We start from the raw sequence: 13567 nt of genomic DNA on the forward strand, positions 1-13567 counted from the left end.
TATTGGCAAGTAATTTTTTTACAGAATACAAGATATATATTCTGCTGCTGGTCAAAAGATTTGTTTGATATATTTTAACATATAAAATATTTGACAAATTATAAGGGAACTTTTATAAATTATTTAATAGAATGTTTTCTTGTTGGGACAATAAATAGGTTAAAACCGCTTTCTTTTTATTGCATCAGTAATGGTGAAAGCGATTTTTTAGAGGTGCCCATAAGTTATGAGATTAAAATGTATAAATCGGTAAGAAATGTTAAAATAAAATGTATTTGTATGCAGCATGATAAAAAATAGAGATAAAACAATTATATTTAAACATAAATTATTAATTATTCTGATATCATTATTATTATTTTTATATATTTTTTACGCCCTTCCACTTTATGCTATTGAGATAGTAGATACATATAATCAGATAAAAACAACCTTTGATGGATTATCACGGTTTCTGGATAATATTTATTCTTTTATATCTGCGATTTCCAATCTTTTAGGTTACAGAGCTATCGCGCTTTTTTTTGCAATTGCTTTCACATCAGCGGGTTTGTCAGCAATAGGTTTTCCCAAAGGCAAAACATCTTTTTTTATTTCCATGATAATAATAAATATTCTGTGGTTTACATGGAACACAAGTTTTGAAATTGACTATTTATACACTATTGGTACAATGTTAAAAACAAATAGTATTATTTTATTTCCATACATCCTGTTTCTAATTATCAAATATTACAAAGATGTTATAAAAAGGTTAATATATAATTGTTTTTATCTTATATTTCCTTTTTTAAAGAAAGAAGGAATTCACAAACAAACATTACAGGAATCAGTAAAGCTACTAAATACATCATATACAGAAGTAATAGAGTATTTAATGAAGGATTACTTTTATGGTAATGATTACATTAAACTATCAGATAATTCTATAAGAGCTATCGAACAATTAGAAAATATGTTAAAGAAAATAAAAGAAATTGGGAGAAGTAAATGAATTTTACGCATACTCGTTATTCTGACCTTGTTATTGTAACCATTACCGGTATTGGCGAGTATGGGGATGATGTGAAATTAATAAAATTAATTGAAAAGCTGATCCCGGAAAAAATATCAACTGTTGCAATTAACTTTTCACAGGTTGATACCATAAATTCTGCAGCAGTTGCAGCTATTATGTATCTTTTAAAATATGGTGATGAACATAACTTTGATGTTGTTTTTTTTGCTGCTAATGATAAAATATATATGATTCTTGAAAGGGCGTTGCCTAAATATTCAATGAATATTTTTACAGAAGATGAATTTTATAAAAAATACAATATTACAGTTTGAAGAGGTAAGCCATGATTTTCACTAAAAAAGAAGAAGAAAACCGATGTATATTTATTATCAGTGAACAATTAAATCCAAGAACTTTGAAGGAATTAATTGAAGAGATGCATAATTTTTTACAAAATGACAGCCGTGATGCTATAATTGATATGACCAATGTTGAAGTAGTTGATTCAACAATTTTAGCAGGCTTCATGACATTGTATAACAATTTTAATAACAATCGAAGAAAGTTTAGAATAATTAATGCCAATAATTATGTAAAACGCGTTATAGAATTAGCTTCACTTGAAACATTTCTTCTGGAGGAGTAGATGAAATTATTGCCCAATGGTTTTAGCAGAAGAAAGGGGCCTCTTGTACTAATAATAATGGATGGTATTGGAATTGGACCACATGATGAAGGAAATGCTTTCTTTCTTGCACGTACTCCTATATTAGATAGATTAATGAAAACCTGTCCCTACACAACTTTGAGAGCACATGGGACTGCAGTTGGACTTCCATCAGATGCCGATATGGGCAATTCAGAAGTTGGTCATAATGCATTAGGTGCTGGCAGGATTTTTGATCAAGGTGCAAAGCTTGTTGATAAAGCCATTGAATCAAAACAGATATTTTCAACTGAAATTTGGCACAAATTACTGAAAAAACCAGTTAATGAAGGCACTACATTACATTTTATTGGGCTGCTATCAGATGGTAATGTACACTCGCATATTAATCATCTTTTTAAACTCATTGAGCAGGCTGCTAAAGAAGGAGTTAAAAAAATCCGTGTACATATTTTATTAGATGGAAGAGATGTACCCGAAACATCAGCTTTGCAATACGTTGATAGCTTAGAGAAATTTCTTCATACGTTTAATGATGAAGGCTTTGATTTTTGTATTGCTTCTGGTGGTGGAAGAATGGTAACCACCATGGACAGGTATGAAGCTGATTGGAATATTGTAAAACGTGGTTGGGATGCACATGTCCTGGGTAAAGGGAGAGCATTCACTTCTGCTACTGAAGCAATAGAAACATATAGAAAAGAACAACCTGGTATAACTGACCAGTATTTACCATCATTTGTTATTGCAAAAGATGGTAAGCCCGTTGGAACAATTATTGATGGTGATTCGGTAATCCTGTATAATTTCCGTGGAGACAGAGCTATCGAAATTTCCCGTGCTTTTGAAGAAAAGGATTTCAATAAATTTGACAGAGAACGTTTCCCGGAAATAGTTTTTGCTGGAATGATGGAGTACGATGGTGACCTTCATATCCCCAAAAATTATCTGGTTTTTCCTCCTTCTATAGATAAAACTATTAGCGAGTATTTAGTTCATAACGGTTGCAAGCAATTTGCAATATCTGAAACACAAAAATTTGGTCATGTTACCTACTTCTGGAATGGTAATAGAAGCGGTATGTTTGACCCAAACTACGAAACGTATCAGGAAATACCTTCTGACAAATTGCAATTCAATGAGCGGCCATGGATGAAAGCTGCTGAAATAACTGATGCGGTAATTGAAGCAATCAATAGTGCTCAATATGATTTTATTCGCCTGAATTATGCTAACGGCGATATGGTGGGTCATACTGGCATATTAGAAGCAGCCATAATTGCTGCTGAAACTGTTGATTTATGCATTGGGCGCTTACTGCAGGCAATAGACAATACCGGAGCTATCGCCATAATTACTGCAGATCATGGTAACCTTGATGAGATGTTTGAAAAAGATGCAAAAACAGGGGCAATAAAAATTGATAAGAAGACAGGTAAACCACAGCCAAAAACTTCGCATACATTAAATCCAGTACCATTTATTATTTATGATCCTCATTTTAATGGTGAATATACGTTAACAACTCACAAAGAACAGGGGCTGGCAAATGTTGCTGCAACAATCTGTACATTATTAGGATTTCACCCTCCTGAAGAGTATTATCCATCATTAGTGTCACTTACAAAATAGCATGAATATTGCGTTTATTACAAGTGAGGCTTACCCCTTTGCCAAGACAGGAGGTCTTGGTGATTATTCATATTCACTGCCAAAGGCATTGGCAAAACGCGGGCACACCGTTCATCTTTTTTTACCCCGATATTATTGCGTTGATAAACACAGGCTTGAATGCACATTAATTGGTAAACCTTTACCGGTGCCAATAGGAAACGGTATTCGGTGGGCAGGTATATATTATACCAGTTATCTGGAAGGTGTTCATACTTATTTTATTGAACATGATGATTACTATGGACGTGATGGTTTGTATGACTGCAATGGAGTATCATACAATGATAATGCGGAACGCTTTATATATTTTTGCAGAGCATGTATTGAAGCATTTAAGCAGTTGGAGATAGTTCCGCAAATAATCCACTGTAATGATTGGCAAACTGCTTTGATTCCGTTATTTCTTAAAACTCATTATGCACAAGAACCAGTAGTGCAAAAAGCTAAATCAATTCTAACTGTTCATAACGTTGGTTATCAGGGCGTTTTTCCAAAAGAAGTTTTGTGGTTAATGCAGCTTTCAAATGATGCTTATAATTATGATGATCTTGAATTTTATGGCAATGTGAATTTTTTAAAAGCTGGTATTGTCTATGCTGATTGCATCACAACCGTCAGTAAAAAGTATGCTCGTGAAATACAGGAACAAGAATATGGATATGATTTATCTACTGATTTTAAGACCCATGCTGCAAAGCTTTTTGGTATTTTGAACGGTGTGGATTATGAACACTGGAATCCAGAGAAAGATAATTTAATTCCGTATAATTATTCTATCACAAATTTAAGCGGCAAGCGCAAATGCAAAAAATCGTTGCAGGAATTTTATGGCTTAACAAAAAATAATTCACCCATCATAGGATGCATAAGTCGTTTGACTTATCAAAAAGGGATAGATATTCTTATTAATACGCTGGACTGGCTTTTTTTTGATGAAAAAGATGTACAATTTGTTATTGTTGGTAGTGGTGAACAGTGGATTATTGAAAGATTTGAGGCATTGCGTGCAATGTTTCCTGATAGAATTGGTGTGTGGTGGGGATATAACGAGAAACTTGCACACTTAATAGAAGCTGGCAGCGATTTTTATGTTATGCCTTCTCGGTATGAGCCATCAGGCTTAAATCAGATGTATAGTTTGGCATATGGTACTATTCCTATAGTACGAGCAACAGGAGGATTGGACGATTCAATTGAACAATTTGATGTAAAATTAACAACGGGCAATGGATTTAAATATAAAAATAATGATAGTGCAGAACTTTATACAACTATTCGACATGCACTGCGAGTATATAAAAATAAAGTTATTATGAATACATTAATAAATAATGCAATGTTATTTAAAAGAAGCTGGGACGATACGGCAAAAGAGTATGAAGAGTTATATAAAGCTATTTCTTAAAATGTTTAGTAAAATGTTTATTGTATTTTTTTTAACGAGTATTATTTTATATAACGTGATTCCTTATCATGTTTATGCACAAATTAAATCAAAGAAAACAAGTGAAGATACTATTGAATATTATAATGTTCAGAATTATAAAAAGGATAAACCTCCAAAACTTGATCTGTCAAAAAATCCCTATGATACAATTATTATCACTATTTGCAAAAATGAAAATATTGACCCGCAATTAATACGCTGTATTATCAAAGTTGAATCTAATTTTAATAAAGATGCCGTTTCTGTGGCTGGAGCAATGGGTTTAATGCAACTTATGCAGGAAACTGCACGGGCATATAATGTTCAGGATCCATTTGATCCCCATCAGAATATCCAAGCTGGAGTAAAACATTTTAAATCGTTATTAACCGTTTTTAAAAATGATCTTGTTTTGGCTTTGGCTGCATATCATGCAGGTTTGGGAATTGTAAGAAAAAATATGGCTGTTCCAAATATAAAATCAACTATTACATATGTTAATGATGTAATGAAACTGTATCAACCAAGCGTATATTACGATTATTCTGCTAAAATAGAAAAACTGTATATGCATATAATGCCAGATGGAACAATAAGTATTACACAATAAGACCAAAAATTACGCTAAACCTTTACGGATTTCATTGATTTCAAATAGTGCCATCTTATTGTCAGGGTCAATATTGGCAACACGTTCAAAAATCTGTAATGCATCCTGATACATGCCTATTTTCTTATAAGCCATACCTAAAGCAAATAATGCATTGGTGAAGTTGGGGTCTAAACTTTGAGCTTTTTCAAGCAATTGTATTGCTTTCTCATAGTTCATCATCTGATAATATGCTGCACCACCAACGTAATATGCATACTTATTTCGTTTATCCATTTCTAAGTACTGTTCAATCAATTCAGTTGCCCTGCCAAAATTATTTACTCTGAAATAATTTTTTGCTAAATTATATATAAGTTTGCGATTATTTGGATAGAGCGTAAGACTTCTTTCTAAATAATCAATAGCTTCGTAGTATTTATGTTCATCAATTAATTTTTTTGTCTGTTTAATGATATCAACAGCTTCATCGCGAGCAAGTTCAATAACCAGTAACGTTATATCATCTTCTACAGGTGCTTTTCCTTTAAAACGCTGTACATCTTCAATTATGTAACTGGTAAAGTCATCCAAAGGTAGATGCCTGTTTTTAAGTGAAATTTCCATAAGCCTTTCAACCGAATATTCTTCACGTTCCATATTAGCTGCTTCAGGAATACCATCAGTATATAGCAATAGGCGGTCACCATATTTTAATTTTGTTTCTTTTTCTTCATAGGTTTCACGAGCTTCTTCAATAGCACCTATAAATAATCCATTGGTATCAAGAAGCTCTGTTCTGCCTTCATCAGAACGTATCAAAATTGCTTTTTGATGGCTTGCATTAGCATAGGTAACATTATAATCATCATCTATAACAACAAAAAAAGCAGTCATATAATCCTGAGTTTTAATGTGTTCAAGGATGTTTTGATTGACTTCCTGGAATACCCTTTTTGGTGAATCATATTGCTGGGTAGCAGAACTAAACGAAATTTTTGCCATCGACGTAATAAGAGCTGCAGGAATACCATGGCCAGATACGTCAGCAACCAATATCCCTAATTTATCTCCTTTCATCTGATAGACATCATAAAAGTCACCACCAATTTTTTCCATTGCAATATATCGTACTGAAAATTTCAGCTCATTCCAGTCATCAATGCGCCCTGGCAATATGCTCCGCTGAATATTGCTTGCTATCTCTAATTGTTTCTGAATCATATCATCTTTTTCTTTAAGGCTTGCCAGTGCTTCACGCAATTCTTCTGTTCGCTGTTCTACTTTTAACTCTAAGTTTTTTCTGTGTTCTTCAATTTCTTTTGCCATTTCAAGGATTGAAAATTCTATTTCGGCAAATTCTCTTTCATACGACATTACTCTAAACCATGCTTCCTGCCCTGAAGAAATTCTTTTTGTAACAATACCCATTTCATCCAGAATACGCATAACAGAATCTGAATTTATGTACATAAGAAAAACACCAGCAACAATAGAAATTAAGAAATAGGTAAGAATGTTTATATATCGGGTTTCTTCATATAAACGATGCTGTTCCATCATTGCAGCAAACGTTAAAAGAGTTATAATCATAAGTATTATGAAAAAGCTAAATTTAATACGCAAACCAATTAATCCACGAGGATAAATATTAATATTCCGTTGACGTAATTCCTGATATACCAGTGCTCTGTGTGGATTGGTTATAATCTCGGTTAATAGATAGGTTGACATCCCATATAATACAACAACTACTAAAACACCAATAGTTACTATTTTAATACCAATTTTCATTTTTATAATAGTTAATGTGCCGCTGGAGAGCATATCATAGTATCCAAAACCCATTAAAAAAAAGCCGCATAATGTACCAAATAAAGAAGCTGCAACCATATTGTACATTGGAAGATGTGATAATTGAATATACAACACCTGAAGATTTTCATCGCTTATTGAGGGATTAAGTGTTCCACCTTTAAATGCATTGTTAACGTCACGTAAAGATTTAAAAAATGCAGGAATTCCTAAAGGGGTTAAAAAACCAAATGTTAGATAATGCATTAAAGTTGGAATAAGTACTGCTAACGGTAGCCACTTTATAGCCAGTGAATGCATTACATTATACTCAGAAAGAATAAAAGATGTGCCAAGATAATAGCCAAATACTGCACTCATCCATCCACCAAATATGGTAAAAAAACAAAGTGCAAATGTATATGAAAATTTTCTGTTTAACCATTCAAATATATTCATATTTATATTTCCTTTATGATTCTAATGGAATTCATTAGTATATAATTAATAATCGACAATATACTCGTATAAAAAAAACATGAATTACTTTACTCTTATTAACCGATAGTTTATTACAAAAAAATATCAAGTACTTTTTATTATAAACAGTAGTGTTATTTTTTTCAGTAAGATTGAAAAATTTGTCTATCCGGTAGGCGCAAGCAGGTTAAAGGTCCTCCATAAGCTGCTCCTGTGTCAATACCTATTATGTTTTTATAGTTATCCTCATAAATCTCAGAAATGGGAAGTCCTGTAATATTAACAGTTGTTGTATGTCCAAATACTACCAGCTTTGGCCATCGATACTGTTTTAAAAAGAACTCTTCTCTGATCCATATCATATCATATGGGGATTGCAATGCAACAGGTATACCAGGTCGCATGCCAGCATGTATTGCAATAAAATCATCAGTTTCATAATATAATTTCAAGCTATTGAAAAATGCTTTATGATCTTCTGGTAATCGTAATGATCCCATCATTTTTATATATGAATCTATAGTTGCCTGACCACCATTATACATGTACAATGGAATTTCTCTACCCTGCAAATAATCCAGAAACATAGATTCATGGTTGCCACGTAAATAAATTGTGTTATAGTTGTGTTGTAAATCTATTAAAAATTCTATAACTTCAAATGAATGATGTCCGCGGTCAATATAATCACCTAAAAAAATTATTGTATCATAATCGGTAATATGCTTTTTAATTTTTTCAAAAAGCCCTGATAATTTATTATAATATCCGTGTATGTCACCAATAATATAGAACATTCATGGATTGCTCAATTCTTTATAAAGAGTATTAATGTATTGTTTACCAGCATTGTAGTCAGCAATGTCATACAAACCAAATATCCATTCTTTATACTGGGCAATATAACAGTAACTATCGCCAAATTTTTTAAAAGCTATTTTTACGTTACCTGATTCTAAAATCATCAGTGTATTATCATTTTTTACAATTGCATCAAAATTTTGCGTAGCATCTATGTTTGTGGAATAAAGTTTAAAAAATACCAGGATGTCTTTTGATTCAATAATTTTTTTCCCCACCACTATGTTTTTTAAATATGGAATTTGTGAAATACCTTCATTGAATAGTATTATGCTATCGATGTCACAAAATTTTGATATCCTGACAACATAATCAGGCAGCGCGTAAGCATTTTGTATTTTTTGCAGTATTGTTTCAATTATGTTTTTTTGTGTTTGTATAAAATCAAGGTCATTAGTTTCAACTTTTAGAAAAATATTTCCTTTAAATGCAATACTCTTATTGTTCCAGTACATGCTGTAATCATTTTTAAACAAAGATTTTTCCAGGCTAATCCTTTCACGTGTAAACAATCCATATGCATCATCAACTGTTACTGTTTTGGCGATAGTTACTGTAACAAAAAATGAACTGTTATTGATTGACTGATATTCAGCTTTAACTATTTCCATGACGCTATAGTATTTATAATAATCAGGTGAAATGTTCACTATGGCATCTTTGTTGGTAACACTTGTACTTTTTACAAGTTTCCAGGTATATAGTTCTGTTTCCCTGGGTAATAGGTCTTTTGTTTCTTGTTTTTCTTCAAAAAAAGAAAGACATGCAATAGTATTGGATACAAATAGTAGCAGTATAATTTTAACGATATTGTTTTGGATCAAGCGCATCCTGTAATCCTTCGCCAACTAAATTATACGATGTGATAGTTATGAATATAGCAAAACCTGGAATCAAAGTCAACCACCATGCAAAATCAATGAAATCCCGTGATTGTGATAATATATCACCCCAGCTTGGTGTTGGTGGCTGTACTCCAAATCCCAGAAAGCTTAACGATGACTCGATCAGTATCGTTGAAGCAATGCCAAATGTTGCTGAAACCATAACAGGTGCCATGGCATTGGGTAAAATATGCTTAAAGATAATCCAGTAATCTCTTGCACCAAGTGCTTTTGAAGCCATGACAAAATCCTGTTCACGTAGTTTAAAAAATTCACCACGTACAATACGGGCTATCCCTGTCCACCCTGTTATGCCTATAACTATCATGACATTAAGAAGGCTTTGACCCCACAGCGCCAGGATAGTTAGAATCAGGAAGAACGTTGGGAAACACATAACAATTTCTATAATTCTAGAAATAATGATATCCACCCAGCCGCCATAAAATCCTGCTAAGGCGCCAATGATTATGCCTATAGTTACATAAATGAATACTGCCACAAATCCAACAAATATTGACACACGGGTGCCATATAACATGCGTGCAGCTAAATCCCTGCCCTGTTCATCGGTGCCTAAAATATGTTTTGCAGAAGGCGGCAGCACAACTGCATTAAGGTCATATTCAGAATATGAATATGGTATTGGTGGAAATATTTTGAACCCCTGGATTTTTTTAAAATCAAAGCCTGAAAATTCGTTATATTCAAATAGAATTGGAAAATAAAGTTTATCGTTATAAATTAAAATATAAGGTTTGTTATTTGCAATTAAAGGTGCACATAATGCAATCATAAATAAGAAAATAACAATACAAAGGCCAACTACAGCTAATTTATTTTGTTTAAAGCGCTTCCATACAATTGACCAGTAGCCTTTCATTGTTTAGCCTCCAGCCTTATTCTAGGATCGGCAATTGCATACATAATATCTGCAAGGAAAATACCAATGAGCGTTAAAAAGGCCGAGATTGATGTTATGGCCATTATAATGGGAATATCCCGTGATAGGATTGATTCAAATGCCAGCATTCCCATTCCAGGTATTGAAAAGATAGATTCTACTATAACGCTACCCCCTAAAAGCCCGGGAAGCATGGTGGCCATAAGCGTAAGTAATGGAATTAAAGAATTTCGAAACGCATGCACAAACAAAACCTTTTTTTCGGATAGTCCTTTTGCACGTGCTGTGATAATATATTGCTGATTAATAACATCAAGCATGGTTGCCCGTGTGTAGCGTGAAAGAAATGCAAAACCTCCATAGGTTAAAGTTACTACAGGCAGGATTAAATGCCACAATATATCCATTCCTTTCTGAAAAAGATTTAACTGAACAAACCAATCAGAATATAAGCCTCCTAAAGGGAATAAATTCAGGTAATCCCCGCCACTCAGATATTTTAATAACAACAAAGCAACCCAGAATGATGGTAATGAATAAAGCAAAAATAGTGTTAGGCTGATAATTCTATCCTGCAATGTATCTTTTTTTATTGAAGAATAAATTCCTAAAGGAATGGAAATAATATACACTATAATAATAGAAAGAATGTTCAATGCTAATGTTATTGGCAATGCATCTGCAATATGGGATATAACTTTGCGCCCATCTTTGCGCGAAGATCCAAAATCAAGTTTCACTGTTTTATAAAACCATTCAGCATAGCCAACAATTACTGGCTTATCAAGCCCATAGAGTTTCTTTTCCTGTTCAAATATCTCTTTTGAAAGGCTTCCTGCCTTCAATTCACCTTCTACACCTGCTCGTAATGAAGTATAATCACCTGGGGCAAGCCGTATCATAAGATATGTAATAAATGTTATGCCAATAAATGTTGGTACAATAATAAGAATTCGTTTTAAAATATAATATTTCATTATTACTGCTTAACCTTCCATTCAGTATAATTCAAACCTCTTTTATGTACTATGACATTATCAAAACGTTTGCTTACAGCTACCAGTGCAGGTGTACAATATAAAAATGTATATGGCTGCTCATCATGAATTATCTCATGGAATCGCCGGTACATAGCAATACGCTTATCTACATCAAACTCTTTACGTGCTTTTTCAATGATTTCATCTGCATCAGCATTGACAAAATAACAAAAATTAGACCCTGCTTTTACCTGTGATGAATGCCATAGCTGGTATGGGTCACCTTCCCATGACAATGACCAGCCCAATGTAACAGCATCAAAATCTCGTTTGTCTACTTTGTTAACAAAAACAGCCCATTCATAACGGTTTATATCCATCTGTATGCCAACCTTTGCAAAATCTTCTTTCAAAATGGTTGCCAGCCGTTCAGCAAACTTACTTGCTGATGCTATAGTCAAAGTAAATTTGAAGGCAACGCCATTCTTATCAAGGATTCCATCACCATTACTATCGCTAAAGCCAGCTCTATGTAATATTTCCTTAGCTTTTACAGGATTGTATGGTAAAGGCTGTATATTATGGTTATAATATTTATCATGAATATAAAATGGGCCTGTAACTACCGTTCCTAATCCAAACAACAAACTGTCAAGAATTGCCTGACGGTTAATTAGCATGGTAAGTGCTTTGCGAACATTTTTGTCTTTAAATAAAGGATTACGTGCATTCCACCCAATATAATTATAATATGGTTGATAGTACATGAATTTGTAAAATGATTCTTGAAAATGTTTTGAATTTGTTTGCCTTACCCACTGTATTGGCCTCAATGCCATGACATCAAGCTCGCCTTTTTTTAACATCTGTAATGCAACATTGGGTTCAGGAATTATTTTATACACTATACGCTTTATATCTGGTTTTGGACCCCAATATCTATCATTCACAACTAATTCAATGGTTTTACCCGTATTCCATGTTACAAATTTATATGGTCCGGTTCCAATAGGGAAACGGTTGTTTTTATGGGTGTTGAAATCAGTTCCATCATCAAATATATGTTTGGGTACGATAGGAATGCTTCCACAAATTTCAAGCGCAAGGAAGTAAGGTTTTGCATACGTAAACTCAACAATGTATGGTGTAATTTCCTTAACACTTTTCACATCAATATAATAAACCTTTAGCGGTGCATTTGCCACTTTGGGATCTTTAATTACGTTAAATGAATATATAATATCGTCGGCTGTAAAAGGTTTTCCATCACTCCAGTAAATGTTTTTTTTAAGATAAAAGCGGTAATGCAGTTTATCAGATGAAATTTCCCATTTTGTAGCTAATTGTGGTTTTAACTCTAACGTATCATAATCCCTATCAAGCAGTGTTTCATAAATATATGTATTTATTGAAGAAGCTATAGCTTCGTTTGAAGTTATGGGATTGAGATGTCCGGGTTCAGCCGAAATATGAATATATAACGTATATGGATCACGAACTGATTCAAAGCGTGTGCAGGAAGACAGGATAATGATCAGTAAAAGTATTATATAATATAGTCTTTTATGAGATGTAATCATATCACTACAACAACCTTATTATTTAACATTAGTTGCTTACTGTAACTTTCTCTTAAAAATAGAATTAAAGAATTTGCTATATTGAATTATGTTTCTTAAAGAAAAGATTTGTTTCATTTTTTATTACAAATGAAAGACCAAGTAACGCTATCAGGTTTGGGAATGCCATAAGCCCATTCATTATATCAGTTACGGTCCATACAATTTCTAATTTTCCGATAGCTCCTATAAATACAACTATCACCCATAATAATCTATATGGCTTTATTGCCTTTTCACCTGCAATGTATTCAACTGATTTCTCGCCGTAGTATGCCCATCCTAAAATAGTAGAATAAGCAAAAAATATAAGACTGAGAGAAACAACAATTCCACCCCAGGTGCCCGGTAAGCCCAAACTAAAAGCATGTTCGGTTAACGCTGCGGCTGTTTTTCCACTTTCCCATGCACCAGTTACCAGTATAACCAGTCCTGTAAACGTGCATACAACAATGGTATCTATAAAAGTCTGTGTCATTGAAACTAAAGCTTGCCTTACTGGTTCATCAGTTTTTGCAGCAGCAGCAGCTATTGGTGAGCTGCCTAATCCAGATTCATTGGATAGCAATCCACGGGATACACCCATCTGCATTGCCATTTTGACGGTTGCACCAGCAAATCCACCTAAAGCAGCTACAGGGGTAAACGCATGCACAAATATAAGCTCAAAAGCCTGTATAATATTTGAT

At 33.3% G+C, this 13567-nt stretch carries 13 protein-coding genes; 6 read left to right on the plus strand and 7 right to left on the minus strand.

The window, feature by feature from the left end; all coding sequences use genetic code 11:
- Positions 1-286: 286 nt before the first annotated feature.
- From AB1444_08245 to AB1444_08270, 6 genes are read left to right on the plus strand one after another with little or no spacing between them, the layout of a single operon-like run.
- The gene (locus AB1444_08245) at positions 287-994 is read left to right on the plus strand and encodes a hypothetical protein (GenBank protein MEW6526639.1); all 708 of its coding nucleotides are present in this window, start codon (positions 287-289) and stop codon (positions 992-994) included.
- Positions 991-1332 (plus strand): STAS domain-containing protein, encoded by a 342-nt coding sequence (locus AB1444_08250; protein ID MEW6526640.1) that lies wholly within the window; start codon positions 991-993, stop codon positions 1330-1332. The genes AB1444_08245 and AB1444_08250 overlap by 4 nt, the downstream gene beginning before the upstream one ends.
- 11 nt (positions 1333-1343) lie before the next feature.
- Entirely contained in the window at positions 1344-1646 is a 303-nt protein-coding gene (locus AB1444_08255) for an STAS domain-containing protein (GenBank protein ID MEW6526641.1), read from the plus strand.
- Positions 1647-3299: a 2,3-bisphosphoglycerate-independent phosphoglycerate mutase gene (gene gpmI, locus AB1444_08260; GenBank protein MEW6526642.1), complete on the plus strand. Its 1653-nt coding sequence runs from the start codon at positions 1647-1649 to the stop codon at positions 3297-3299.
- A 1-nt stretch (position 3300) separates the two neighbouring features.
- Positions 3301-4746, plus strand: coding sequence for a glycogen/starch synthase (locus AB1444_08265; GenBank protein ID MEW6526643.1), 1446 nt, complete (start codon positions 3301-3303; stop codon positions 4744-4746).
- A 13-nt stretch (positions 4747-4759) separates the two neighbouring features.
- Complete coding sequence (locus tag AB1444_08270; GenBank protein ID MEW6526644.1) at positions 4760-5377, plus strand: lytic transglycosylase domain-containing protein; 618 nt, start codon at positions 4760-4762, stop codon at positions 5375-5377.
- A 9-nt stretch (positions 5378-5386) separates the two neighbouring features.
- On the opposite strand, the gene AB1444_08275 is transcribed toward AB1444_08270, so the two are convergent.
- The 7 genes from AB1444_08275 to AB1444_08305 form a co-directional block, all read right to left on the minus strand.
- Positions 5387-7609: a SpoIIE family protein phosphatase gene (locus AB1444_08275; GenBank protein MEW6526645.1), complete on the minus strand. Its 2223-nt coding sequence runs from the start codon at positions 7607-7609 to the stop codon at positions 5387-5389.
- 164 nt (positions 7610-7773) lie between these two features.
- Positions 7774-8427, minus strand: coding sequence for a metallophosphoesterase family protein (locus AB1444_08280; GenBank protein MEW6526646.1), 654 nt, complete (start codon positions 8425-8427; stop codon positions 7774-7776).
- Positions 8428-9321, minus strand: a complete 894-nt coding sequence (locus AB1444_08285; protein ID MEW6526647.1) for a hypothetical protein — start codon at positions 9319-9321, stop codon at positions 8428-8430.
- Entirely contained in the window at positions 9293-10258 is a 966-nt protein-coding gene (locus tag AB1444_08290; protein MEW6526648.1) for an ABC transporter permease, read from the minus strand. Before AB1444_08290 ends, AB1444_08285 begins: the two co-directional genes overlap by 29 nt.
- Positions 10255-11256 carry an ABC transporter permease gene (locus AB1444_08295; GenBank protein MEW6526649.1) on the minus strand — a complete coding sequence of 334 codons (1002 nt, stop codon included), beginning with the start codon at positions 11254-11256 and terminating at the stop codon, positions 10255-10257. The genes AB1444_08290 and AB1444_08295 overlap by 4 nt, the downstream gene beginning before the upstream one ends.
- A 2-nt stretch (positions 11257-11258) precedes the next feature.
- Positions 11259-12839, minus strand: coding sequence for a peptide-binding protein (locus AB1444_08300; protein MEW6526650.1), 1581 nt, complete (start codon positions 12837-12839; stop codon positions 11259-11261).
- 76 nt (positions 12840-12915) lie between these two features.
- Positions 12916-13567, minus strand: a 652-nt coding sequence (locus AB1444_08305) for an alanine:cation symporter family protein (protein ID MEW6526651.1), incomplete at its 5' end; no start/stop codon positions are given.

It is taken from the genome of Spirochaetota bacterium (genome assembly GCA_040756435.1).
GTDB lineage: Bacteria > Spirochaetota > UBA4802 > UBA4802 > UB4802 > UBA4802.